Raw genomic sequence first — 24,636 nt, 5'->3', positions numbered from 1 at the left:
AATGATTGGAAGTGATATAGATGGATCTCGTATTTCCTACTGAACACGGCGTTTTCAATTACCGCGTTGCTGGTATTTTTGTGAAAGACGGTCACTTATTGATTCACCGAAACATCCGAGATGACTTTTGGGCATTACCCGGGGGGCGCGTCACGCTCGGTGAAGAAGCCGCAACCGCCCTCGCACGCGAGCTACATGAAGAGTTGAACATGCACGTGACTGATACCACGTTCGCCTTCGTGCACGAGAACTTGTTTACCTATAATGACCAGCCGTTTCATGAGATTGGACTGTACTTTTATGTAGACGGTGACCTCCCGCTCCAAGAAGGAGACTTTTATGGACCTGAAGGAGATCACCTGATTTATCGTTGGATAAAGCTTGACCGTCTTCAAGACGTCACGCTCTATCCGGAAGTACTTGCTCAACTACCAAATCGCTTGCCAGCTCATTCACTCAATCCGGCTTGAACGTAGAGAAGCGATTTTAACTCGTTTAAATGTTGAATCTCATACGTTGACTCGATTGTCGCGGCCACTTCGTTTGGATTGAACCAGCAAGTATCCAAACCATACATCCGCCCACCGGCGATGTCTGCCGTGACCGAGTCACCGATAATCAAACCCTTCTCTGGCGCTACATTCGGGATTCGGTCGAAGACATAGTCGAAAAACGGTTTCATCGGTTTTTGCGAGCCGGTCGCATCCGATACGAAGACATCTTGGAAGTACGGCAATAGTCCAGATGACTCTAACCGTTTGAATTGCGTCTCCGTCACACCGTTTGTGACGATATAGAGCGGATAATCGTTGCTCAGCTTTCGCACGACCTCCAAAGCACCATCAATCATGTGCACGCCTGCATGTAAATAGTCCCGATATTGCTGTTCGACATATGGTCCATCGACCGTGAGACCGAGCGAATCGAACAGTTTCGTGTGACGACCGATGAGCACTTCTTCCCGGTCCACTTCGCCGCGCTCAAACGCACGCCACAGGCCCGTGTTGATGTCGACATAGCGCGACTTCACCTCATCCGTCATCCGGACATTGTAGGATGCAAGTAACTGTTCCAAGGCGACATGTTCACTTTGTTTAAAGTCTAGTAGTGTGTCATCAATATCAAATAAAATCGCTTCATAACGTTTCATATCTCTTTCTAACCCCTCTCTTCGTCTTAACTGTACAGGAAGTAGAATCGAACATCAAAAAAGGGAAATATCATGCATCCCCCTCTCAATGTCTATTAGATGACTCGTTTGATTTTTGACCCCCATGATTAATCAGAATCACGAGTGTCCCAATCAATATCACGACCGACCACATATGAACAATCCCCATAAGATTTAACGGCTTGAAGAAGTATCCCCAATCGTTCTCAAACAAGTAGGCAAAATAAACCGACACACCATATGATCCAAGCAAGGAAGCTAATACAAAGCGTATTCGTAAATGTCTCAAAGATTGCTTCGTTACCCACCAAATGACAATCGGTACAATTAAATATCCAAATGGAAAACCCCAAACATAATCCATTGCCGCCACAAAAAACGCCCAAGGCACGAAGAGGAATAAACTCACACAGAAAGTTTTCATCGTCTGCTCCTAAATTTGTTGAATTTATTTGATTCAAGTTTACCAAATCCAAAACATTGACATGTTTATTTTTCTAAAACAAGTGAATACTTCTTATGGTGAAGAAAAAATAAAGGAGTGTTCAAATATGCATACAGATTTTACGAACATGTACATCAATGGTGAGTGGGTAAATGGCTCAAGCGAGAAGTCGATTGACAACGTTAATCCATTCTCGAACGAGACTCTCTTCTCGATTCAATCAGCGGATGAAGAGGACTTGAATCGTGCTTATGAAGCAGCAAAAGCGTCTCAGACAGACTGGGCCGACATGCTTCCACAAGCACGCCGTGAATTGATTGAGAAGTTTGCCCAGCTGACGATGGACAACAAAGACTTTATCGTCGATTGGCTCGTGAAAGAGTCCGGTAGTACACGCATCAAAGCAGAGAGTGAGTTCGCCGCATCAATGGCCATCATCAAAGAAGCCGCGACATTCCCTTTCCGTATGGATGGGCTCATCAAACCATCGATTGTGCCGAATAAAGAGAACCGGGTATATCGCAAACCACTTGGGGTCATCGGCATCATCAGCCCATGGAACTTCCCGTTCCACTTGGCTGTCCGTTCAATCGTGACAGCTCTTGCAACCGGGAATACGGTCGTCGTCAAACCAGCCACTGCGACACCTGTCACGGGTGGGCTTCTATTCGCATCCCTCTTTGAAGAAGCAGGACTTCCAAAAGGCGTGCTCAACGTTGTCGTCGGACGAGGGTCTGAAATCGGGAACGCGATTGTCGAACATCCAATTCCACGTCTCATCTCGTTCACAGGTTCGACTGAGGTTGGTCAAGGGATTGCAGAAAAGGCAGGTCGTTTGTTGAAGAAAACAGCACTTGAACTCGGGGGAAATAACGTGTTCGTCGTGCTCGATGATGCCGACCTCGACCGTGCCGTCGAATCAGCCGTCTACAGCAAGTTCTTCCACCAAGGACAAATCTGTATGTCGACGAACCGAATCCTCGTCGCCGAATCGATTCATGACGAGTTCGTGAATCGTTATGTCGAGCGCGTTAAACAGTTGAAAGCAGGTAACCCGAATGAAAAAGATACGCAAGTCGGCCCGCTCATCGACCACGATCAAGTCGATCGCATCTTAGACCAAATCGAGAAAACGGTTGATGCCGGTGCGACCGTTCATACTGGCGGGACAGCGGACGGCAACGTCCTCGAACCGACCGTCCTCAGTGGCGTCACAAATGACATGCCGCTCGCGAAAAACGAAATATTCGGTCCTGTCGCGGTCATCCTTTCGTTTAAAGATGACGAAGAGGCTGTCCGTCTTTCGAACGAATTACCGTACGGATTGAGCGGTGCCGTCCATGGCTCGGTTTACCGTGCAACCAATTTTGCACGAAAAGTCGAAACTGGCATGATTCACGTCAACGATCAGTCGGTCAACGATGAACCGCACATGCCGTTCGGAGGCGAGAAAAACTCTGGCCTCGGACGCTTCAACGGTGAATGGGTACTCGAAGAGTTCACGACGCTTCAATGGGTGTCCGTCATGCATGAACGTCGCGAGTACAAACCGTTCTTCTCGTAATACAAAAAGTGTTTCGGCAACTCGCCGAAACACTTTTTTAGATTTTCTTCACGAACTCCGACTTCAGTTTCATCGCACCAAGTCCCTCGATTTTACAATCGATGTCATGGTCACCTTCCACTAGTCGAATCCCCTTCACTTTCGTTCCTTGTTTGACGACAAGCGAGGTCCCTTTCACTTTTAAATCCTTAATCACGGTGACGGTATCTCCGTCTTGAAGCGGATTTCCATTTGCATCTTTGATTTGTGACGCCGCTTCTGCTTCTGCCGCCTCACGCGGTGACCATTCATATGCACATTCCGGGCATACGAGCAACGGACCATCCTCGTATACATAAGATGATTGGCATTTAGGGCAATTCGGGTACTCAGTCATTCCATTTCCTCCATTCGATTCACTCGTTCCAGTATATCGTATGGTGGCTCCATCTTTCTAGACCGTTCATCCTTCTGTAGGCGATGCAGGACCGTCTAAATCAAGTTGATAAAACGATAAATCGAGCCATTTGCCGAATTTATATCCGGCATTTCGAATCGTACCGGAATGAACGAATCCAACTTTTTCATGCGCACGGATACTCGTCACGTTCGATGCGTCAATTCCACCAATCACCGTTTTCATTCCTCTCACTTCGGCGATACGGATGATTTCTTTTAACAGTTTGTTGCCAATGCCTTTCCCGCGGTAACCGGGATGCACGTAGACTGAATGCTCGACCGTATAATGGTACGCTGGCCACGGACGGAATGGCCCGAACGTCGCAAACCCCATGACGACGTCATCCTCGACCCATACGATGATTGGACAATTTTGTTCTTTCTTCTCCTCATACCATGCCACTCGATTCTCGAGTGTCACCGGTTGATAGTGATAGACGGCCGTACTGTTTACAATCGCATCATTGTAAATATGTAAAATCATTTGAAGATCATCTCGTCGACAATTGCGAATCATCCCCATACCACCTTTTCGTTTTTTTCATTATACGAATCCCCTCTTCAAAAGACACGAAAAAAGTGACCGGTCCCATCAACCGGTCACTCAAATCATGCGGCTAAGCGGTCACACATCGAGGCGCATTCAGTACAAACTCTTGCGCATTCTTGGCAATGTGCGTGCTTGTGCTTCCCACACTCCTGTGCACATGCTTTGCAGATGACCGCACACGCTCGCGCGAGTTCAGGAACGAATGCCGAGTCACGCGTCATCGCCTCGGCAAGAAACGCACAGGCAGCGGCACATTCGCGGTCGAGTCGGATACAATCGACCATCATCTGAACATCTTTTTCTTCTAAACAAGATTCCAGGCAGTAGTTGCACGTTTCTACACATTCGTGGAGCATTTCCAGTTCGTTCGCATAGATCCGGTGAGCCATACATCATTCCCCTTTCGCTTCCTCAACTTTAGACACATTACTCCTGTTCCCTAATAAGCGAAAGAAAAACGACCCGGTTCAAGAATCCGGGTCGTTCACGAACTTACGATACAAGTAAGCGATTCGATTCAGCAGTGACTCATCATATTGTTTCGGCATGAAACGATAGCGATACAATCGATACATCCGCTTCAAGTCTTCCCACTGATGATCGATTTGTTGCCCTTGTCTGAAACGTGCCAAATCAATCAAGAAAATCTGCCCGTTCGGTGTCAAAATGATATTACGCAAGTGAACATCCGATGGCGTTAGTCCTAATAACCGTGCTTGTCGAAGCGCTTCATCCACTATCTCGATGTAAGAAGGGTCAATCCAGACGCCTTCCGTCAGACACTCAAATAGCGTCTTTCCTTCGATGTAATCCATAACGATATATGACGCACCGGACTCATAGCACTTCGGAAAGTAAGGGAGTCCCTTTAGTTTTTTATAGATTGCTGCTTCTTCGGTTGCGATTTGTTCATAGCCTGGAAAGAACACTTTAATGACACGATTCTTCTCCTTTAAACGAAACACGGCCGCACTTCGTCCAATTCCATGTAATCGAAGATCTGGGTGCATCGCGGCTACCTGAAACGAGTCACCCACCCGCTCGAAGGTGACGTCCGCATATTGTTCATAGTCACTCATCTGTCACGCCTCTTTCCTATTTCTCTTCTCTCTCATCATAGCGCATACAAGCTCATTTGACGCCAAAACTGCTCGAGTAGGTGACAAGTGACGTCTTTTCTCGTAAGACGTATAATGAAGAGCGACTGACAACCAAGGAGGAGTTACTATGCAACGCATCGCTTTGACAGAAGAATTATCATTCTCACGCATCGTCCATGGAATGTGGCGTCTCGCTGATTGGGACATGACCCCACAGGAACGCCTCACGTTTATCGAACAATGTCTCGAACTTGGCATCACGACATTCGACCATGCAGACATTTATGGCGGTTACACATGTGAAGGTTTATTTGGAGAAGCCTTAAAGTTAAAGCCTGAACTCCGAGATCAAATGGAGATCGTCACAAAGACAGGAATTAAATTGACGGGGTCATTCAACCCAGGTCAAACACTCAATTATTACGATACGACAAAAGAGCATATCATCGCGCAAGCAGAGCGTTCGTTAAAAGAGTTGGCCATTGACCACATTGATACATTACTTATCCACCGTCCAGATCCGCTGATGAATCCGGATGAAGTTGCCGAAGCCTTCATCACCTTGCGCGATAGTGGTAAAGTACGTGAATTCGGTGTATCTAACCATGTTCCGGCTACACAGAACTTGCTTCAATCTCGCCTTCCATTCCAACTTGTGACGAATCAACTCGAACTCTCTCCGATGCAATTGAAACATTTTGAGGATGGATCGGTCGATTTGTGTCACGAAAAACGAATGCCACTTATGGCTTGGAGTCCACTAGCCGGTGGTCAACTCTTCAAAGATGAACAGTATGCACCCCTTCGTGAAAAACTCGAGGAAATTCGTGCACGTCACAATGCAAGCGGAATTGATTCGATTGTGTATGCATGGCTCGTCAAACACCCTGCGAACATTATGCCGATTATCGGATCCGGAAAAATCGAGCGCGTTCAGACAGGAGTCGACGCCCTTCAAATCGACCTCACTCGTGAAGAATGGTTCGAAATTTTGAAGGCGGCACGCGGTCGAGATGTTGATTGAAGGAAACTTCATCAAATAAATCCCAGTGAATTATAAAGTGATAATTTAGAAGAATAATCGGCTTTTTTCAATGTCTCGTAATATCAACGTTTTTTCGTCAAAAATCGACATACAAAAAAAGTTAAAAAGTAAAAATAAGTCATAAATGGTTTTATACCCCGTCCAGTTCAAGTTGGACGGTTTTTTTGATTTTTTTTTGAAATAACAAATTAATTTTCCTAAGACTAAAGTCACAAAAAATTGGTGCTAGAATGGTGAAAGTGATTCATCGAAGGAGAGTACCGATGTGAAAAAGTACCTGATTTTCAGTACCCTCGTCATCCTGTTTTTCTTATTCGGATGCGAGGAAGAACGCGCACTCCGACTCCAACCCGCTCCTGAATATTATCAAGGACGTGCCCTGTTACCAAACGGACAACAAATTGAAATGCCCGAATCGGATCGTGCAGCGATTATCGAGTTATGTCAGCCTGACAACGCGATTCAAAGAATTCCAAGTGGTGAAAGACATTGGCTCGGGACGGTCACATTGAACCAACCGTTGACTAATGCCGCCACCGAATCTTCTTTTCCAACCGCAACTTTTTTCACTGTCGAAGATAAATCATATGTCCAATGTCAACTCGATTCCGTCACATATGCCACCGAAATTAACACGCTTCCTGAAAGTTTAAACGATGTTCAATATACGGCCGAACCTTATCCGGATGTTCCGAAATTCCGATTTGCTGAGCCCCATGAATATGAGCATTTCGCACAAGAGATGAAAAAGCCGATAGGTAATGAGCCCTATCCAGAAAGAAAAGGGATCGAGCATACACTTTTCCATATCACGATGCCTTTCAGTGGTGAATTTGAACTGACCTTTACATCGTCCGAAGCCAAAGACCGCCTCGTCATTCCTGTCGAATCAACAAGGCATCCCTATTTGTCACTCGGGCTCGGGACAGAAAAGTCTGATGAGGTGTTACAATACGCGATTTATACGAGCCGAGATCAAAATGACTATCAAGAAGTATTGCGACCGAAAGAAGCGCATATTTCACAAATGTTCGGAGCCAAAACAGCTCCGCAACTCCCTTCGGTTCTTGTACCGGGTCACGAGTATCCACTCTACAGTTTTACGTTCATGAAAAACGGAACGGCCCATCGTCAGAACGTCTCCTTGACGTATCATGAACCCAAGTTGTTGTATGGAAAAGAATTGAGTGAACAAATTCACGACAAATTAAGTAGTCAACGTCATGTCATTTTTCATGACTTGGCACTCCTTGGAACGGAATCAAAAGATGCCTCCTTCCTACAACATGTCGGTCAAGATGAAATGGAATTTATTTTTGGCGCCATCAAACGAGCTAACGCGACCGCCTATGCAGGCAAGACCGCTTCCACACCTTATGTGACCCTATTTCAAGGGATATGCGCCCAAACGTTTGATGTTAGCTATGATGGTGCAGATGTGTACGTGACCAATTCAGAGACAGGCGCCCATTTTAAGCTACTACGTGAGGATGCCATCAAGTGGTATAACCTGTTTGAACAAAACACTTAATCTGACAGATGCGAATGCGTCTGTCTTTTTGCATATTCATGAAGCAAATATAGTACGATGAGACATATTTTTTGGGAAGATAGGAAGAGAAAGGAGTGAATCTTTGTGACAAATCCATTTATACGTGACGTGAACCATCATTGGCGCGTCTCCTATCGACAAAACGGGTATCCCCATGTGCAACAGGGCTGGGTGTTACCTCCAGAACAAAAAGAGGAGTTCGATCCATTTATTTTGATGGCAGAAGACTGGTTCAAGCGTGGGACGTTTTCGGACCATCCCCATCGTGGGTTTCAAACAATCACGTATGTCATCGATGGTCGTCTAGAACATATTGATAATCATGGGGGACATTCGATTTTGGACGCCGGTGATGTTCAGTATATGAACGCCGGATGGGCCGCTAGACACGCCGAAGAAGCGGTCGACGATGATTTGATCCATACGCTGCAGCTCTGGTTGAATTTGCCGAAGTCGTTAAAAACAACAACCACTTCCTATCAGAACGTATACGTCGAGGACGCACCCCTCGTTCCTTTCGACGGCGGGCAGCTTCGTGTCTATTCCGGCGAAATCGCGGGTGTAAAAGGGCCGATGGAAAGTCTCGTCCCCATCACGATGACAGAAATAACGCTGAAAGAAGGTGGCGAATACGAACACATCTTGCCTGCGAATCATAACAGCTTTTTGTACGTACTCGCTGGTTCAATTGAAGTTGGGTCTTCCAAAATCCCGCTCAGTAAAACTGATGTGGCGACACTGACGTTCGATGAAACATCTGAAGCGATGAGCACACTTCAACTGAAGGCCACGACGCGTACACGGGTGCTCATCTATTCCGGAAAACCGATTCGCGAAGACTATATTGCGCATGGTCCATTTGTGATGAACACGGAAGAAGAAATCCGCCAAGCTTTCCGCGATTATCATAGCGGCGAGTTCGGGCCCCCAGCCGTCAAATAAACAAAGGGAGCCTCTCGACTAGAGAGCTCCCTTTTCTGATTATGATCGATCTGGTTGTAGGACCGTCTGTTGTGTTGGAACATGACCGATCGGGACAGTCCGTTCGACGAGAACGTAACGCTTGCCCTCCACTTCAAACTTGCGGTCGCCAAGGTAGTGAGCGCTCTTTCCATCTTCGTATAGTTTCGACAAGATAGCAGGTACGTACTCTTCTAGTTTTGTATAGTGCTCATCGAGGGTCATGACGATATTGCCACCCTTATATCCGAGCCAGTAACTATAAAAGAACCAACCTAACGACAGAACTCCGAGAATTCCTAATCCAATTGTGAGTAATTCCATCATGTTATTCCTCCAATTTTTTCATAACAATCTGACGTTTTGGGGTGAACCCGATTTCGCCATAAAACGAGGCGGCATCCGTATTACTCATCCAGTAATCTAGTTCAATCGATCTGAATTGGTGGTCAAGCGCCCATTGCTCCATCCATTCCATCACACGTCGACCGTAACCGTTCCGTTGATACATGGGGTCGATACTGATGTGATGAACATACACCACGCGAACAGCTTGACGAAACGCGTTCGCCTCACTCACTTTCTCTTCGAACCATATGTAACCGATTGGAGTTGCTTCAAGCTGCATCACCATATAGTGATGGCCGGGTCTTCCAATCAGTGTCGAAAAGGCTTCGTACATCTTCTCTTCCTCATACTCCGCAAAAAAGGTCGGATTCATATGGACGTGATGCTCATGGATGGAACGATTCAACCGTGCGATGAGACGGGCATCAATCGTAGGGATAAATGTGATCTCCATCATCAGGTATAGTTTGAATGGTTTCGATCTTCGTTTACACCGTGCGGTTTTTCAGTTCCGCGCAACGTATGCTCACTCGAAGCCTCCGTTCCTTTCCCATTTAGGCGACGTTGAAGCGGACGGGCCAAAAAGTAACCAATCAAGAGCGAACTAGGTAAGACGAGAAAAAATGTACCGAGCAATGTCAACATGTACCCTTTGTCCGAGTCTCCGGCAATCGCGCGGAGGACAAAGAACAGACCGACGAAAACAAGTGCGGCCAAAGCATATTCCACACATTTCCCGAGAAATCGTTTCACACGACATCTCCCCCTTCAAGGTTTGATGTATTATACGACCATTTCCATAAAAAGGTTTCACACGTCTTGATTTTCTTTATACCACTTCGTCGCCAACCGTTCCGTCTCGATGACCCAGTCATGCTTTCCTTGAATGTATCCTTCCATGTCTTCTGGGTGCTGTGCCGCAAGTTGAAGCTTCAGCTCACCATACGCATCGCGAACGTCAGGATAAGCTCGCAAGTAATCCCGGAAGGCAAGGTGTCTTATGACATCCGGATTCCCTTCTTCAAACACATGCACGTGAACCGTCCGTTCTTCTTCTCCTTTACGGAAATAGCGACGCTTCGGAATCCCATATTCACCAAGTCCACGGTACCCGAGTGCCTCCATCCGCTCCGTGTAGTCATCGACTCGTTCGATGTCCCGTACGACCGGCATCATGTCGATGATTGGTTTTGCCGCCAATCCTTCGACCGATGTACTTCCAATGTGATGGATCGCGACAAGCTCCTCTTCGAATAACCGACTCAATTTACCAGCCTCTTCTTCAAACTTTTGATTCCATTCTGGATTGTATTTCACTACTTCGACTTTTCTCATGATTCGTTCCTCCTTTTTTAAAAGAACTCTTTATTCTCATCATACCCTTTCTAAACATCGCTCGACATGAGGGATTCCACTTCAAATGGTTTGTACACAAATAAAATGGGAAACCTTATATTAATGACTTGAGAACTGGAGAGTGAATGGATATGTTGACTGAAGAACAAATCGAAACGTTTAAAAAACGATTATTGAAAGAAAAAGCAAAAACCGAAGGATACATGGATAATCGGGAAGAGACATATGATGAAGGAGAGCTCTCTCATTACGACAACCACCCTGCCGACTCGGGCGAAGAGCTCTTTTTACGAGAACGAGACCAAGCCCTTAATGAGCTCGATGAAGAGTTCTTGAGTGACGTCGATAAGGCACTATTAGCCATTCAGAATGGGACGTATGGACAATGTGAGGTGTGTGGGAAAGACATTGAACTAGACCGTCTGGAAGTCATTCCAGAAGCCACCCTTTGCATCGAACACGCTCGGGCACAAGAAGAGGAAGAACACGCGCATAAAGTCGATCGACCGGTTGAAGAAGACGTGTTGAACCCGAACGAGACGGCTCGACGCAAAGAGTTAGACGGAACGGATCAACCTGGTCAAAAAACAGACGCCTTCTCCCAAGTAGAAGACTACGGAAGCTCAGATACGATTGCCGACAGCGAAGGCAACCACGATCCGACGCGCGAACAGTAAAAAATGCCCTGACCTCATTCGAGAGGCTCAGGGCATCTGTCTGCTTAAAACGTGGCTTTTACCGGAGAAGCACCACCGAGGCGCTCCGCCAGTTTCATCGGGTCGACGGCATTCCCAGCTGAACTAGCTGAGAAATTGTAGTCCCCTTTATAAATCTCAAAGTGTAAGTGCGGACCTGACGAGTTGCCCGTGTTTCCGATTTGACCGATCGGTTCGCCTTGGCGTACTGACTGACCTGTCTTGACATCCACTTTGTGCAAGTGTGCATACATGGTCGTCCATTTTTGACCGTCTACGTTGTGTTCGATTTGTATGTGGTTTCCATAAGGTCCACTGGAGCTGACTTTTGTCACTTTTCCAGCTTCCGCGGCGTATACAGGTGTACCTGTTTTGGCAGCAATATCGAGACCGTTATGGAATGTGTATCCGAACTGTCCACTCGCCGAACCGAACCCTTGAGAGAGGCGACCTTCCGCCGGCATTAAGAACCGATCGGGTGCCATCGCTTCATACCGTTTCTTTAAATCACTCAACTGATTCGTTTGTTTCTTATATTGTTTCGACTTTTCGTCATATGACGCTTTCACGTCTTGACGTGTCGCTTCAATTTGCTCTTGTTCTTCTTTCAGTTGCTCCAATGCTTCATTTGCTTGGTTTTTCTTTTCAACAAGCTCTTGATGTGCTTCTTCCGCTTCAGCGGCTTCCGCTTTCGCACTCGGCAACACCGAAGAAACGACTTTTGCGAAGAGCGACTGTTCTGCCGGAATGAGTGACTCCTCCACTTCTTCTAATTCTTTAGAAGTTCCTTCAATTTTATCTCGCAATGCCTCCGCCTTATGGTCGACTTGCTTCAACTTCGTTTGAATGGCGTGAATGGATTGTTTCGTATCTTTAACCTGCTGCTCCGTTTGTTGCAATGACTTTTCCGTTTGAACGAGGTCTTGCGGGGACATGTTGTCGGCAGATGCGATTTGTCCTTGGAATAAGAGAACACCAACACCCGCTGTCATGATGAGTTGTTTCCACATATATATAATAAACCCTCCAAATTAATACATTCATGAGCTTCAAAAAAGCTACATGTGCGAATATACCACTGGGGGTTAAAAAATTCAATATATGAAGTTTTTCATTTTCATGTCATACATGACAGCATGATGTGATATTTTCAAGTGTCACTTCACAAGGATTTCACTAGCGTTTTTTTGTATAGTATCCCACCCAGACGATACCACCGATGGAAAGGAGTGTTACACTCACACTAACTACTAGTATACCTCGCGACAGGTCGGGTGAAAGATTTGTTGTCAGCGCAATCAGGGTCGCGGTATTTCCACTAATCAGCGCAATGATACAGATGACCAACAACCGCTTCATCAAGCGTCCTTCACCATTTCAAATTGAGCAATCTCGTCTTGGACAAATCCCAATCGTCGTGCCGCTTCGACCCATTCAGGACGGTCTGATGTCAACGTGACATGAAGTGGCGATCGGCTCGCGGCCGCCCGCAATAGCCATTCCGCTTCTTCTGCTTGTCCAAAAACATCGAGCAAGACGTGATCGCGGTATAACAAAAATCCTATTCGATTCCCTTCTACGACTTTCACTAACTCAGCAGCTTGTTGGGTCACGCGCACATCGCGTTGCCAAATCGGAACGTGACTCGCCGCCGGATACAACTCATCAAATAACGTTTGAATCGGTTCATACGTCATGTCTGCGTTCGTTTCTAATGACACCGCTTGGAAGTAGAGAATTTCTCGAGTCGTTTCGTAACCTAGTCGTTCATAGAGAGACACTGCCGCATCATTTCCTTGAATGACTTCGAGTAAACGAGTGCCTACTGCCGCCTCTTCAAATCGTTTCATCAATTCTGTCGCGACTCCTGCTTTTCGGACATGTGGGGCGACAGCAAGCCCACCACAACGTGTCTGCCATCCTGAATCAAGATGTGCAATCCCGGTTAACACGACACCGACAGGTTCTTCACCATCATAGGCTACAATGGAACGGGACGGCTGATTTTGATCACGAACAAGAAAAACATCTTCGAAAGTCTGCTCATCGAATTGAAACGGAATGATGTAATCAGAAAAACCGCTCATAAACGCACGATATAAATCTTGTAATGGTGGATTTTGACGGTATGTAAACTGTGTCGACATATAATTCCCCTTTCTGAATGAAAATCAATAAAGCCCGAAGGAGACTCCTTATGAAAATTACGCTCGAATATCGAAATGATACGCATCAATCGATTCTCGATACGTTCGCACTACCGACGGACCAAGAAAAGTATACGACCCTGCCCAAAGACATGGATGATCCATTACCTGATGGCGTTCATCCGATTGTCATCGTCGCATCGAAACCAGTCGGGATGTTCTTACTGCATGACAACGAACGCGTCATTTCCTATACGACCGAGTCGAATGCTTTGCTCTTCTCCGCCTTTGCTATTAACTATGAGGACCAAGGGAAAGGCTACGCTAAAGCGGCACTCCAAGCACTTCCGCAGTTCGTAAAGCAACATTTACCTCACATTCGTGAAATCGTCCTGTCGGTCAATCTAAAAAACGAAGCCGCCTTCTGCCTTTATATGAGCGTTGGGTGGAGCGATACTGGACGTCGAATCGGTGGACCGATCGGCGAACAGCGTATTCTTTCCTTAACGATTTAAAGCATCCATTCGTGTCAAACTCTCAAATATGTTTTGCCAGTAAGTCAGACGATGCGCAACTAAATCGGCTTGCGTGATTTGAACAAGATGATTTGTCATAAGAGAGCATCCTTCAATCGTACACATGCATCCTTCTGTCAGCGACCTCAGTTCATTTCTTTGAACAGCTACGACATCCATCACTTCCTGGTCGTCAAAATGAATCGGCTCACCATGATAGAGATAGCAATACGTATGTGCAAACTCGCGATCAAGAAACTCGTCCAGTTCAATCACGTCTTCAAAGATTCCCATAAAGGTGAGCTGTTCGAGCGTCAATGACAGTCCGAGCTCTTCTTCAATTTCACGAACGCCATTCGCTATTGTCTCATCTGTTGCGAGGTGTCCCGCTGCCGTAATATCATATTTCCCGGGGAAATCCTGTTTCTCCATGCTTCTTCGCTGAAGATAAATGAGGTCTTCTTTCCAGAACCAGCAGTGGAACGTCTCATGCCAATCCCCGTCAAGATGAACTTGATCTCGCTCCTTCTCCCCTATTTTCCGGTGATTCTCGTCAAAAATAGTGAGGTGCTCCTTCATTCCGACACCCCATCTTCTAAAAATCGGATAATCCCATTCGTCGTATCTAACTCAACTTGAATCCCAATCGGGAAAACGTGTGATGGAAACGTGTGACCGATATCGACATTCGTCAAAATCGGAAAATCTTTTTCTCCGATGATTTCAAGCAACAAGTCGTTGAATGAGAAGGGAGCTGATTGATCTTGAAAATGCTCGTGCTTCCCGATAATCAGACCCGAAATCTCATCAAACACACCCGCCAGCTTCAGCATACTAAGCGAACGTTCTTCTTCAGCCATCGTCTTAAACGAGTCTTCTAGGAATAGAATCGCGCCTTTCAAATCGGGATAATAATCCGACTTGAAGAACCCAGACATCGTGTTCAGATTCCCGCCAATCAACGTTCCTTGTGCCTTTCCATCCTTCAGAGAAATCCATCCTTCATTCGGTTGGAACGTCTTGACACGTTGTTGCGTCGACCAATCGAGCATCTCTTCCGTCCATTCATCAGGGATATGTAACTGAAACGGAGCCGTTCGTTCTAAACAGAGGATGTCTTTGACATATTGCTCCCCCGTCTCGAACATCCCTCCGTATTCACCGAATGAGGGGACGATTGCCGGACCGTAAAATGTGACGACGTCCGTTTTGGCATAACAGGCCATCAAGATTGCCGTGACATCACTATATCCCATGATGATTTTTGGATGACGTCGGAGTTGTTCATAATCGATATATGGTAACACCGAGTTCGAATTTGTTCCACCAATTGTACTGATGATCGCTTTCACTTCAGGATCATGTAAAAATGCGTTCAATTCGTCAGCACGATCCCGAATGGACGAGGATCGATATCCTTCTGTTTTATATGTACACGTGCCCTCTTTCACCTTGAATCCCATCCGCTTGAGCTGTTCAACCCCACGTTGGTAACGCCCCTCAAACTGAACAGGTGCCGGAAAAGAAGGCGTAATGATCCCTATCGTATCCCCCACTTGCAACTTTGGCGGTTTATTCATGATCCCCACTCCCTCGTAACATCATTATGACCGCATTATACCGTAGGAGTGGTAAGTCATGCTTCAAAATAAATCAGGGTCTTCCGATAACGTTCTCACTTTTCGAACTTTCGCCGGGCGTCCTGTCCATCCGAGTGCCACAAAGAAAAATGCACCTGCGAGTACGCCGAATAAAGCGGTCAACCCTACTTGAATCCCAACAAATCCATACTGTTCTCCCAGTTTCACGAGGAAGAGCGGTGCGAACAGGCAAGTCATACTGAGTGAAAAAAGACCTCCCCATACCCGTCGCTTTGCATTACCAATGGTGAACCAACCGAACGCGATCCATACACAAGCAACCAATCCTAGCGCACTAACCATCATCCACATGCCCACACCTCACCTTTTCGTTTTCCTTTCTATTCCCCATTTTTCTTGTGATTCCTACTATTTTTTCAAGTAATGAGAGAATTTCCGGGTAAAGGTAAATTAGACAAGATGCGAAACGGGACAACAAAGGAGTGAGGTGTGCATGCGTTCACGATTAACCTTTGCCTTAATCTTTCTCGGTCTTTTTTTAGTCGCCGTTTATTGGATGAGCACGTGGAATGACAATATGGTCGAAGGACAGATTGAACGAATCGATATCCCCCAAATATTGATTGAATCTACCGAATCCTCTAAAGAAGTCACATTGCGTGTCATCTTAATCAATGATCAAACCGAAGTCACCGGCATCGTCAATAGCGTACAAGGGTTACAGAGCGGCCAACTGGTGACAATCGAGGTCATCCCGACGGATTCGAACTTGAACATCGCACGCACCATCGAAGTCACCGCTCCATGATTTTTTGAAATGAAGCGTAACTTTTCCAGAACTGTGGAATATGAGAACAGAATCATAAAAAGGAGTGATCGGATTGATTTCAAATAAATTACTATCTGGAAAAGTAGCGTTTGTGACCGGGGCAGCCTCCGGAATCGGACGTGCCGCGGTCATCCGCTTCGTTCAAGCCGGAGCAAAAGTCGCCATTGTCGATTTGAATAAAGAAGATGCGATGCGTCTCGCAAGCCTTGTCGGGGAAGAACGCGCTATCGGCATCAGTGCAGATGTGTCGGATGAATCCGCAATGAAAGAGGCCTACGAACGGACAATGGAACGATTTGGTCAACTCGATATCGTCTTCGCGAACGCCGGTCGAAACGGGACCATCACACCGATTGAACATTTATCATTGGATGATTGGAATGGCGTGGTGGAAACAAACCTCACGGGAACCTTTTTGACCGTCAAACATGCTATTCCCCATTTGAAAGAGAATGGCGGGAGTATCATTATCACTTCATCGATTAACGGGAACCGCTATTTTAAAAATTTCGGATTCAGTGGCTACGCGACGACGAAAGCAGGTCAAACCGGCTTTGCGAAAATGGCTGCTGCGGAACTCGCTCAATTCGGGATTCGTGTCAATTCTATCTGTCCCGGGGCCATCGATACGAATATTGACGATTCGACCAATCGAGACGATGCGTTGCTCGAAGAAATTGTCATTCCAATCGAATATCCACTTGGGAATCAACCGCTTGCCGGAAAATCGGGCTCCGCGAAACAAGTCGCCGATGTCGTCTTATTTTTCGCGAGCAACATGTCGAGCCACGTGACCGGCTCTGAAGTATACGTCGATGGGGCTGAATCACTCTTGTAATCGAAAAGCAGGTCACCTCACCCGAGGCGACCTGCTCATTTAAGGATTGGACTTTTCATGACCGCTTTTTGATAGAACGGCTGAAATCCAAGCCGTTCCATATTGCGACCAGACGCCGAATCGACTTTCGTCGTAACCGTCAACAGATTGCATCCAAGTGCTTTCGCTTCGGCAATTCGTTCCAAAATAAGTTGTGTCTGGTACCCTTTTTGCCGATACGTCGGAACGGTGCTCGTCAGAAACAATTCTCCAATCCCGTCTTGCGTGGCTAAAATCCCACCCGCTACGACAGCATCCTCTTCTCGCACGAGATAAGCATGATTACTCGGTAGTGCGTAAAAGCCTTTGGCTGTATCAACCGTCTCTTGAAGGATTGTGCCCGACTCGGCGAATCCAGCCGCAATGGCGTATGCCCACTCATGGAGTGTCTCATCCTTCACTTTTTCGACCTGGGTCGGTACAGATGTGGAGGCATGCTGTGTCAAATCCAACGTCCATACGTCCAAAAAATGATCGAGCGTGTAGTTACGTTCTTGCAATAAGCGGAGCAAGGAATCTTCCGCTAATGGGCAAACTTCAATATGTAAACGTGATACGTTCTTCCCACGCACCCATTTTTCCATTTGATGCAGGTCGTAAAAGCTTGTCGGCCGATTCAATCCGAATCCGACCGCAAAACTCATATTTCCCATTTTGAACACGTGTCCTTTTCCTTCTACGTGTAGTTCCGCACCTTCATAGGGAGGGGTTTGTTTACGATATCGAATGTAAGCAGACGTCCCCTCTGCTTTGATGCGTTCGATACGCCTTGCCAATTCTAAACGATTCACGCTGTTCCCTCCCTTATATATTCTATGTTGAGTGTAGCACATGTTCACGGTCGAATGAGATGACCGTATTGAATCAGCCGTTCCCGGACTGAAGGGACGAGTTCTACACACTCAAGGACCGTCTCCCACTCTTGTAATGTCACATCGACGACTTCATCTACTTGCAGTAATAGTTGTTCGAGGTCAATCGGTTTCTCGCACACGAGACAATACATATCCAAGAAATATGTGCCCCGCTCAATCGTTGTCACGAACCGGAGTTGCTCAGGCAATACATATAGTCCTAACTCTTCTCTTAGCTCACGGACCGCACCTTGTCGACTCGTTTCCCCAGCCAAAATCGAGCCGCCCGTCCCTTCCCACAGAAGCGGATACGTCTTATCCGGATGACGCTTCGACAGCAATAATCTCCCATCTGGATCGAACGTGAACACTTCGATGACCGTGTGAAACGTATGCGGCTCTAATTCATCCCCACGAAAGTGCGTTCGACCGAGCGGTTGCCGGTTTTCGTCGAGTAAATCCCATACTTCTCGATTCATGGACGAATCTCATCAATCACGAACGAAGAGGAACCTTGAATCTCTTCGATAAAGTGAGATCCGAATAGCATGGCTGGTGTAAAGCTTCCGGCAAGCATCCCACCCGAACCGAGCAACCGCTTGACGACGGCGAGCGCCCCGTAAACAGTGAAGGCATACGTACTTGCCGTTTGAATACGGACGACTACTTTTCGTCCTTCCTCATTCGTTGCTTCGCCCCATACGTACGTCGATGATTTTTCACGTACAGCCTCGTCTGGTCCCGATACGTTTTCGTCGACATAACGGAGCAAGCGTTCCTGCACGGCCTCTTTTCCGAGAATCGGGCTGAACCATGACAAAGCGCGAGCAGCATAGGCGGCCGCTGTCGGTACAGGAACCCAAGTCGCAATATTTGGAATGTCCGTCGTGTAGTAGGCGGTCGAAACGTCTCCCCACGGAATCGCAATGGCGGTACGGCTTCCGCGACCAAAATCAATCGTTCTCCGCTTTGCCCCAATTGGAAATGATGATAATTTGCCGTTCACACGTTCCACACTACTCGACCCTAGTCCACGAACGGCCGTCTTCATGGTTCCTGGTGAGATGCCGGCTGCCGCCGAAAAGCCAAGAGCGAGTGTTGTCGCATCCGGTATCAACTCTTTTAATTTCCGCGCGACACAGTCGGTCGGAATGACATCAAATCCGACACCCGAGCATAAAATCACACCACGTTCTTTGGCTTGAGCCGCTCGCTGTTTAGAATGGACATATTCGAACACGTCGATTTCCCCGGTAATATCTAAGTAATGCGTACCTGTCTCTAGACATGCCTCGATCATCACTTGGCTCGTATCCGTGAAAGGACCTGCACAATGAAGGACTAAATCTACATCGTGAATCGCCTCGATTGCGGCTTCACGACTCAATGCGAAAATCGATGTTTCGCAACCCAGTTCATCTCCTAGGCGATGAATCGCTCTTGCGTTTCGTCCGGCAAGAACCGGACGCATTCCGTCACGAGCGGCTTGTCGTGCAATCAGCTCACCCGTATAGCCATTCGCCCCATAAATCATCCATCTCATTTTTACCCCTCCTTATGTTAATGTATCCTTGTTCGTTTCCCTAAAAGAAGTTGAATCGAACGAAAAGATCTTGGATGACATCTGTGATATACACACTTCCCGTTACAATAAGCAAATATCCGATTGGGATGAGCAGACTTTTCACTGTTTGTAGTTTTGTTATGTCTCCCCGATGCTGTAGTAGACGATCCACCAAGTAAAACAAGGTCGCTGCGAGAAGACTGAGCCATGACAAGACGAGCCCGAATAGTATATGTAAAACAAGCGAAGTGAACCACCTGAATCGTTTCGAACTGAGTCGATTCGCCAACCAGTCACTGCACCATGAGGTCACGACACCGTAGGTCAACATAATCGGAAAACTGACCGCTACATAGGCAACCGTCATCAAAAGGAAGCCATTCAGTACGCCACTCATTCCTCCATTTTCTCGCACACCCATCATAGTGACCCCACACGCTAACAGAATCGCATAGACGGGCGAAGCGATGGATGCTGTGACGATTTTACGATTCCACATCTGCACTCCCCCTAATCCCTTCCAACTTTACACGACCTGTTCTGAAAACGCACAAAAACCAGCCTAAATTCAGGCTGGCTTCGCGATTTGTTAATTGTTTGCAACTTCTCCGGCTTTCGTACGGACCGATTGCATCGCTTCCGTCCATGGAAGGAGTTGGTCGAGCATATCGTTTACCGATTGTGCTTGAACTTCTTTCGGAGCGAAATGCGTACCGTTCTCGAAGTCCGTGAAGAGTGAGAGTGCAGGATGGACACGTACGTGAGCGATTGACAATTCACTCAAAATGCCCCGTAAATGTTCTGTTGCCCGTGCTCCACCAACAGAACCGTAAGAGACGATTCCGGCTGCTTTGTTGTTCCATTCGACGCGTAAGTAGTCGAGTGCGTTTTTAAGAGATGCTGAGATGGAATGGTTATATTCTTGGACGATGAAGATGAATCCGTCCATTTGCGCAATTTTCTCCGACCAGGCTGCAACGCCAGATGCGTCCTGACCCGCTTCGCCGAGAAGTGGCAAGTTGTAGTCTGCGATGTCGATGACTTCATAGTTGGCATCGCCACGTTTGTCGGCGAGTTCTTTCACCCATTCCCCGACTTGTGGACTGACGCGACCTTCACGAGTTGATCCGAGTACGATTCCGATGTTTAACATAGTAGTTCCTCCTTGGTTATGTTGTGATGCATCTGATTTTCCAAACAAGCGATTTAAGAAACTCATTTCATGCCCTCATATTCTTTCTCAAATGTTTTCGTGCTTCTGACCGTATCGATTGGTCGTACCATCGCCTCGATTTGCGAACGTTTCGCTTCGAGGAACGGCGGGAGTGACAACTTCTCACCGACCGTCTCGTACGGCTCGTCTCCCATGAATCCAGGTCCATCTGTCGCCCATTCGAACAAAATTTGCGGCGCGACACGTGCATAGGATGATTCAAAGAAGAAGCGATCGACGTAGCCAGAAGTCGGCAAACCGAACTGTTGGAGACGTGCTGTCCATTCATCGAGGACGCTACGGTCTTCGACACGGAATGCGACATGGTGCACGGTACCGAACCCTTGACGCGCTTGTGGAGATGTCTCGTCGTGAATGACGATCACTTGCGCTCCGTTTCCACCTTCACCTCCTTCAAAGAGATACACATCACCTTCTCGCCCGATCTCTTTAAACAGCATCACTTGCTCCATCACTTGTTTGAAATATGTGATATCTGCGATGCGAATAAAGATTGGACCGAGTCCCGTAATCGCGTATTCAAGCGGGATTGGACCGTTCTTCCACGGCTCGCCCGACGCGATGCCTTCGTTGAACTCATCCGAGATGAGTTGATACGCCTGCTCATCAAAGTCGATGAACGAGAGCGTCTTCTTCCCGAACTGTTCTTGAATCCCTTCGTGCTCGACGCCGAGACGGTCGAAGCGACGGACCCAATACGTCAACGCTTCATCTGTCGGTACGCGGAACGACGTTTTCGCGATTTCATTCGTTCCGTGCTTACCTTTCGGGATACCTGGGAAGTCGAAGAAGGTCATATCTGTCCCTGCGTTTCCTTTATCGTCCGCAAAGAATAAGTGATACGTTTGAATGTCGTCCTGGTTGACCGTTTTTTTCACCAAACGCATGCCTAACACGTGAGTGAAGAAATCGTAGTTTTTTTCGGCACTACTCGTGATTGCTGTGACGTGGTGAATTCCTTTAACATGATTCATCATTCTCTCTCCTTTTATATCTTGATTTCAAGATACATGATTAAATTTTTTTGCGGCTTCTGCCCGCTTTCCTATTTGTTTCAACTGTTCAATCGTTTCGTTTAATTGCATCCCTTCAAACACAGCGTTCATATGCTCCGTATGCTTAGGGAAAATATCTTGCATCAAACGCTCTCCGTCATCTGTCAGCGCAGCGTATGTGATGCGACGATCGCTCGGACAAGCCTTACGAATGAGATATCCTTTTTCTTCTAACCGGTCCACGACGTACGTCATGCTTCCGCTCGAGAGGAGAATTTTCTTCCCGATGACTTGAATCGGTTGATCCCCTTTATGATATAAAAACTCGAGTACGGCGAACTCGGTCGCGTTTAACCCGTAAGACGCCACTTCCTGCTTCACCAGGTCTTGTAACGACTGAGAGGCACGTAACAGCACAGTAATTGTTTTTAGTGCATCAGATGGTTCCATCTGTCTCCCTCCTTTGTCCAAGAGAGCCATTAACTTAAATTCAAATATCTTTAATTCGAGATAAATATATCATGCGACAATTCTTCCGTCAATCGATTTGATTCAAAAAAATGAGACGGGTTGTTCCCATCTCATTCTCCTCGCCGAATCACAGCCATTTCGCGACCGAATCGATGGCCTTCATCAACAAATCCTAGGCTTTCATATAAGTGATGCGCTGCCTCGTTCTCGGGGTGATAGCCAACGACAATCGGTTTCCCCTCGCCGATTTCTTCAAGCATCAGCTCTGTCGCTTGTCGACCAATCCCTTTGCCTTGATGAGCATGGTCGATCATGATTCGGTAAATCCACCATGCATCCAACTCTTCAAGCTCTGTATTGTACATGAGGAAACCGACCATCGTCTCTTCCTCATAAATTGCGCGCGGGCGTAGCGTCGGTTCGTACATCGCTTGAAGTAACGAAATCGCATTCGGCTCCATATACGACTGTTGTTGGTCACTTAATGCCAATTGACAGCATGTATACCAATTTTGTGCATCGATCGGGCGTAATGAAATCATGTCATTCTCCTTTAGTCATATGTCTCATTTAAGTTTCTTGCATAAAATGCGATGGCACGTCGGTACCGCGTGATGCTCTCGTCCGCTTTCGGACTAGCGAGCAGCTCAAGTAATGTTCCCGTCGCTTCTTCATGGCGACCGACGTTGTAATGGGTCATCGCTTGAAACACTTTGAGCGCCCCGTGATTCGGAAATTGCTCGATTGCCTCTTCAAATAACTGTTCCGCTTCTGTGTATCGTCCGAGTGCCCGATACGTACTGCCGAGTCCGAGATATGATTCCGCCAACTCTTCCCCCGTCAACCCGAGTCGGATGGCCCGTTCATAATGCGGGACCGCTTGACGTTCTTCCCCGAGCGAGTCATAGCACCACGCGCAGTACGCATGTAACCTCGGATTCTTTTCATCTTTCCGCAAGAGCGACAAGAACAGTTGCTTCGCCTGCTCGAGTTGTCCCTCCTCACGGAGACGGACGGCTCGATCAAAGTCATGGTCTTCTGGCGCGTCGGTCACCTTCTTCGCAAAATCTTCGTCTAACCATGATTGGAGCGCTTCGTAATACTTGCCGATATGCACTCCATCGACGAGTGCATGATGGGCTTGGACGGATAACGGCATGACCAGACGCTCGCCTTGGCGTTCGAACTTGCCCCAAGCGATGCGTGGCACGCTGTCATGTTGTTGCTGATGCGTCGGGTGCATGATACTCGTGAACGTGACCCACGGAACACTCGTGATATACAGTAAGTCGTCGGGCTCGTCATCCCCGACCACGACTTTATCGGCAGCTCGCTCCATCCGCGTCGTCACTTCCTGTAAGAATGTCGGTAAATCTTCATAGAACGTAGCCGCACAAAAGTTGAAGACATCCTCGTCTAACATGACCGTGAACGAAGGGTGGACCACCTCGTGTTCGACGACCTCTTCACCACGGATACGATAGCGCAATTCCGGAGTCGCGTTCGCCGCTCTCACCGCACCGTATAAAAAGAGTTTGAAGAACGATTGATTGCTCTCCTTGGCATATGTATATAGGTTCGTGACATCTACGTTTGCCGTCACGTTGAAATGTGGCGCATCAAACGCTTTGAAAAACTCGAAGTGCTTACGTCGTGCCCACGTCTCGATTTCAATTTTTTTCATAAAAACTCCCCCTCCTACGCTCTTACTGTAGCAGAGAGAGTGAATTCGCTCATAGCTTTTGTTTTAACTGTTCGTAATGTCCTTTCGCCAAATCAAAGTAGATGAAGTCTCCACGTTCGATTCGTTCGAGCGTCGCTTCGAACTCACGCCATCCACGTTCGACCTGTTCAGGCGTCAATTCGCCGCTTTCAGCTGCCGCCTTGAACTCATCCTCATCCTTTTTGACGATATCCCCGTTCGGAAACACGAGAATATCGAGCAACAAGTCGTCCATGTACGGAATGCCATTTTCTTCGCCGATTCGGTCGACGAGGTCGATATACCATTGCACGATTTCACCGTCAGGGTTGAACATGACCGTCACACCGAACGGTTCATTGTCCGGGAAATATTGGAGCCAAGCAAACCCGGCATCCGCCACGATGAATTCTTCCCCTTTATGCTTTTTATATAATGGTGCCCGAACCTCATCGATTTGGAATAAGGCGACGACGCCTGAAAATTGTTCCGTCTGAACACGAATTTGCGCGTAGCGGTTCTTTAAAATCCGTTCCCAGTCTCGTCGATTCGCATACTTTCGTTTTGCCATATGGATCTCCCCTTTGGTCATCTCTGTATGATACAGTTCGCCAGAAGAAAGA

General features: G+C 47.2%; 33 protein-coding genes. 9 read left to right on the top strand and 24 right to left on the bottom strand.

Annotated features, from left to right (window positions below):
• Positions 1-20: 20 nt before the first annotated feature.
• Complete coding sequence (locus KNO69_RS00345) at positions 21-470, top strand: NUDIX hydrolase (RefSeq protein ID WP_214815260.1); 450 nt, start codon at positions 21-23, stop codon at positions 468-470.
• On the opposite strand, the gene KNO69_RS00340 is transcribed toward KNO69_RS00345, so the two are convergent.
• Entirely contained in the window at positions 449-1,150 is a 702-nt protein-coding gene (locus KNO69_RS00340) for a YjjG family noncanonical pyrimidine nucleotidase (protein ID WP_214815258.1), read from the bottom strand. The genes KNO69_RS00345 and KNO69_RS00340 overlap by 22 nt on opposite strands.
• A 572-nt stretch (positions 1,151-1,722) precedes the next feature.
• Between KNO69_RS00340 and KNO69_RS00335 the strand changes: the two genes are divergently transcribed.
• Positions 1,723-3,180, top strand: coding sequence for an aldehyde dehydrogenase family protein (locus KNO69_RS00335; protein WP_214815256.1), 1,458 nt, complete (start codon positions 1,723-1,725; stop codon positions 3,178-3,180).
• Positions 3,181-3,217: 37 nt separating this feature from the next.
• Here the strand turns inward: KNO69_RS00335 and KNO69_RS00330 are convergent, their stop codons facing one another.
• The 4 genes from KNO69_RS00330 to KNO69_RS00315 form a co-directional block, all read right to left on the bottom strand.
• Positions 3,218-3,556 carry a zinc ribbon domain-containing protein YjdM gene (locus KNO69_RS00330; RefSeq protein WP_078147819.1) on the bottom strand — a complete coding sequence of 113 codons (339 nt, stop codon included), beginning with the start codon at positions 3,554-3,556 and terminating at the stop codon, positions 3,218-3,220.
• Positions 3,557-3,622: 66 nt separating this feature from the next.
• Positions 3,623-4,135 (bottom strand): GNAT family N-acetyltransferase, encoded by a 513-nt coding sequence (locus tag KNO69_RS00325; protein ID WP_214815254.1) that lies wholly within the window; start codon positions 4,133-4,135, stop codon positions 3,623-3,625.
• Positions 4,136-4,227: 92 nt separating this feature from the next.
• Entirely contained in the window at positions 4,228-4,557 is a 330-nt protein-coding gene (locus KNO69_RS00320) for a four-helix bundle copper-binding protein (RefSeq protein ID WP_012727586.1), read from the bottom strand.
• 78 nt (positions 4,558-4,635) lie between these two features.
• Positions 4,636-5,247, bottom strand: coding sequence for a protein kinase family protein (locus KNO69_RS00315; RefSeq protein ID WP_214815252.1), 612 nt, complete (start codon positions 5,245-5,247; stop codon positions 4,636-4,638).
• A 148-nt stretch (positions 5,248-5,395) separates the two neighbouring features.
• Here KNO69_RS00315 and KNO69_RS00310 point away from each other — a divergent pair, with 148 nt between their 5' ends.
• The 3 genes from KNO69_RS00310 (at position 5,396) to KNO69_RS00300 (ending at position 8,807) form a co-directional block, all read left to right on the top strand.
• Complete coding sequence (locus KNO69_RS00310) at positions 5,396-6,292, top strand: aldo/keto reductase (protein WP_078147822.1); 897 nt, start codon at positions 5,396-5,398, stop codon at positions 6,290-6,292.
• 286 nt (positions 6,293-6,578) lie between these two features.
• Positions 6,579-7,844, top strand: coding sequence for a hypothetical protein (locus tag KNO69_RS00305; protein WP_078147823.1), 1,266 nt, complete (start codon positions 6,579-6,581; stop codon positions 7,842-7,844).
• 105 nt (positions 7,845-7,949) lie between these two features.
• Positions 7,950-8,807 (top strand): pirin family protein, encoded by an 858-nt coding sequence (locus KNO69_RS00300; protein ID WP_214815250.1) that lies wholly within the window; start codon positions 7,950-7,952, stop codon positions 8,805-8,807.
• Positions 8,808-8,846: 39 nt separating this feature from the next.
• Here the strand turns inward: KNO69_RS00300 and KNO69_RS00295 are convergent, their stop codons facing one another.
• The 4 genes from KNO69_RS00295 to KNO69_RS00280 are packed head-to-tail and all read right to left on the bottom strand — an operon-like array spanning position 8,847 to position 10,508.
• On the bottom strand, positions 8,847-9,149 hold the full coding sequence (locus KNO69_RS00295) for a hypothetical protein (RefSeq protein ID WP_012727591.1): 303 nt from the start codon (positions 9,147-9,149) through the stop codon (positions 8,847-8,849).
• Positions 9,150-9,153: 4 nt separating this feature from the next.
• Positions 9,154-9,627 (bottom strand): GNAT family N-acetyltransferase, encoded by a 474-nt coding sequence (locus tag KNO69_RS00290; RefSeq protein WP_214815248.1) that lies wholly within the window; start codon positions 9,625-9,627, stop codon positions 9,154-9,156.
• Between the two features lie 2 nt (positions 9,628-9,629).
• Entirely contained in the window at positions 9,630-9,926 is a 297-nt protein-coding gene (locus KNO69_RS00285) for a hypothetical protein (protein WP_078147826.1), read from the bottom strand.
• Between the two features lie 57 nt (positions 9,927-9,983).
• Positions 9,984-10,508, bottom strand: coding sequence for a GrpB family protein (locus KNO69_RS00280; protein WP_214685232.1), 525 nt, complete (start codon positions 10,506-10,508; stop codon positions 9,984-9,986).
• A 152-nt stretch (positions 10,509-10,660) separates the two neighbouring features.
• On the opposite strand from KNO69_RS00280, the gene KNO69_RS00275 reads away from it, so the two are divergent.
• On the top strand, positions 10,661-11,206 hold the full coding sequence (locus tag KNO69_RS00275; RefSeq protein ID WP_214815246.1) for a TraR/DksA C4-type zinc finger protein: 546 nt from the start codon (positions 10,661-10,663) through the stop codon (positions 11,204-11,206).
• 44 nt (positions 11,207-11,250) lie between these two features.
• On the opposite strand, the gene KNO69_RS00270 is transcribed toward KNO69_RS00275, so the two are convergent.
• Together KNO69_RS00270 and KNO69_RS00265 are read right to left on the bottom strand one after the other, a co-directional pair.
• Positions 11,251-12,234: a M23 family metallopeptidase gene (locus KNO69_RS00270; RefSeq protein ID WP_214815244.1), complete on the bottom strand. Its 984-nt coding sequence runs from the start codon at positions 12,232-12,234 to the stop codon at positions 11,251-11,253.
• A gap of 348 nt (positions 12,235-12,582) precedes the next feature.
• Positions 12,583-13,371, bottom strand: coding sequence for a GNAT family N-acetyltransferase (locus tag KNO69_RS00265; protein WP_078147829.1), 789 nt, complete (start codon positions 13,369-13,371; stop codon positions 12,583-12,585).
• A gap of 50 nt (positions 13,372-13,421) precedes the next feature.
• Here KNO69_RS00265 and KNO69_RS00260 point away from each other — a divergent pair, with 50 nt between their 5' ends.
• Positions 13,422-13,886 carry a GNAT family N-acetyltransferase gene (locus tag KNO69_RS00260; RefSeq protein WP_214815241.1) on the top strand — a complete coding sequence of 155 codons (465 nt, stop codon included), beginning with the start codon at positions 13,422-13,424 and terminating at the stop codon, positions 13,884-13,886.
• Here the strand turns inward: KNO69_RS00260 and KNO69_RS00255 are convergent.
• The 3 genes from KNO69_RS00255 to KNO69_RS00245 all read right to left on the bottom strand — a co-directional run bounded on the left by KNO69_RS00255 (position 13,875) and on the right by KNO69_RS00245 (position 15,838).
• Positions 13,875-14,465 carry an NUDIX hydrolase gene (locus KNO69_RS00255; protein ID WP_214815240.1) on the bottom strand — a complete coding sequence of 197 codons (591 nt, stop codon included), beginning with the start codon at positions 14,463-14,465 and terminating at the stop codon, positions 13,875-13,877. The two genes, KNO69_RS00260 and KNO69_RS00255, sit on opposite strands and share 12 nt — an antisense overlap.
• On the bottom strand, positions 14,462-15,466 hold the full coding sequence (locus KNO69_RS00250) for a S66 family peptidase (RefSeq protein WP_214815238.1): 1,005 nt from the start codon (positions 15,464-15,466) through the stop codon (positions 14,462-14,464). Before KNO69_RS00250 ends, KNO69_RS00255 begins: the two co-directional genes overlap by 4 nt.
• 63 nt (positions 15,467-15,529) lie before the next feature.
• Positions 15,530-15,838: a hypothetical protein gene (locus KNO69_RS00245; protein ID WP_214784051.1), complete on the bottom strand. Its 309-nt coding sequence runs from the start codon at positions 15,836-15,838 to the stop codon at positions 15,530-15,532.
• Between the two features lie 142 nt (positions 15,839-15,980).
• Here KNO69_RS00245 and KNO69_RS00240 point away from each other — a divergent pair, with 142 nt between their 5' ends.
• Together KNO69_RS00240 and KNO69_RS00235 are read left to right on the top strand one after the other, a co-directional pair.
• Positions 15,981-16,295: a hypothetical protein gene (locus KNO69_RS00240; protein ID WP_078147833.1), complete on the top strand. Its 315-nt coding sequence runs from the start codon at positions 15,981-15,983 to the stop codon at positions 16,293-16,295.
• A gap of 73 nt (positions 16,296-16,368) precedes the next feature.
• Complete coding sequence (locus KNO69_RS00235; RefSeq protein WP_214815236.1) at positions 16,369-17,154, top strand: SDR family oxidoreductase; 786 nt, start codon at positions 16,369-16,371, stop codon at positions 17,152-17,154.
• A 35-nt stretch (positions 17,155-17,189) separates the two neighbouring features.
• On the opposite strand, the gene KNO69_RS00230 is transcribed toward KNO69_RS00235, so the two are convergent.
• From KNO69_RS00230 to KNO69_RS00185, 10 genes are all read right to left on the bottom strand, one after another.
• A complete protein-coding gene (locus KNO69_RS00230) occupies positions 17,190-17,984 on the bottom strand; it encodes a GNAT family N-acetyltransferase (protein ID WP_078147835.1) in 795 nt (264 codons plus the stop codon).
• A gap of 44 nt (positions 17,985-18,028) precedes the next feature.
• Entirely contained in the window at positions 18,029-18,526 is a 498-nt protein-coding gene (locus KNO69_RS00225; protein WP_214685224.1) for an NUDIX hydrolase, read from the bottom strand.
• Positions 18,523-19,590: a saccharopine dehydrogenase family protein gene (locus KNO69_RS00220; protein WP_214815234.1), complete on the bottom strand. Its 1,068-nt coding sequence runs from the start codon at positions 19,588-19,590 to the stop codon at positions 18,523-18,525. The genes KNO69_RS00225 and KNO69_RS00220 overlap by 4 nt, the downstream gene beginning before the upstream one ends.
• Before the next feature lie 40 nt (positions 19,591-19,630).
• Positions 19,631-20,110 carry a hypothetical protein gene (locus KNO69_RS00215; protein ID WP_214815232.1) on the bottom strand — a complete coding sequence of 160 codons (480 nt, stop codon included), beginning with the start codon at positions 20,108-20,110 and terminating at the stop codon, positions 19,631-19,633.
• 90 nt (positions 20,111-20,200) lie between these two features.
• Entirely contained in the window at positions 20,201-20,830 is a 630-nt protein-coding gene (locus tag KNO69_RS00210) for an NADPH-dependent FMN reductase (RefSeq protein ID WP_031421917.1), read from the bottom strand.
• Complete coding sequence (locus KNO69_RS00205) at positions 20,827-21,819, bottom strand: ring-cleaving dioxygenase (protein WP_041917956.1); 993 nt, start codon at positions 21,817-21,819, stop codon at positions 20,827-20,829. Before KNO69_RS00205 ends, KNO69_RS00210 begins: the two co-directional genes overlap by 4 nt.
• A gap of 27 nt (positions 21,820-21,846) precedes the next feature.
• The gene (locus KNO69_RS00200) at positions 21,847-22,290 is read right to left on the bottom strand and encodes a MarR family winged helix-turn-helix transcriptional regulator (protein WP_214815230.1); all 444 of its coding nucleotides are present in this window, start codon (positions 22,288-22,290) and stop codon (positions 21,847-21,849) included.
• Between the two features lie 131 nt (positions 22,291-22,421).
• Positions 22,422-22,853 (bottom strand): GNAT family N-acetyltransferase, encoded by a 432-nt coding sequence (locus tag KNO69_RS00195; protein WP_214815228.1) that lies wholly within the window; start codon positions 22,851-22,853, stop codon positions 22,422-22,424.
• Positions 22,854-22,864: 11 nt separating this feature from the next.
• On the bottom strand, positions 22,865-23,995 hold the full coding sequence (locus KNO69_RS00190; RefSeq protein WP_214815226.1) for a tetratricopeptide repeat protein: 1,131 nt from the start codon (positions 23,993-23,995) through the stop codon (positions 22,865-22,867).
• 49 nt (positions 23,996-24,044) lie between these two features.
• Positions 24,045-24,584, bottom strand: coding sequence for a ribonuclease FAU-1 family protein (locus KNO69_RS00185; RefSeq protein ID WP_214685214.1), 540 nt, complete (start codon positions 24,582-24,584; stop codon positions 24,045-24,047).
• Positions 24,585-24,636 lie beyond the last annotated feature (52 nt).

The organism is Exiguobacterium sp. s131, from assembly GCF_018617345.1.
GTDB classification, from domain to species: Bacteria; Bacillota; Bacilli; order Exiguobacteriales; family Exiguobacteriaceae; genus Exiguobacterium; species Exiguobacterium profundum.
Note: the sequence above shows the minus strand (reverse complement) of the source record. Positions and strands in the feature narration are given on the sequence as shown.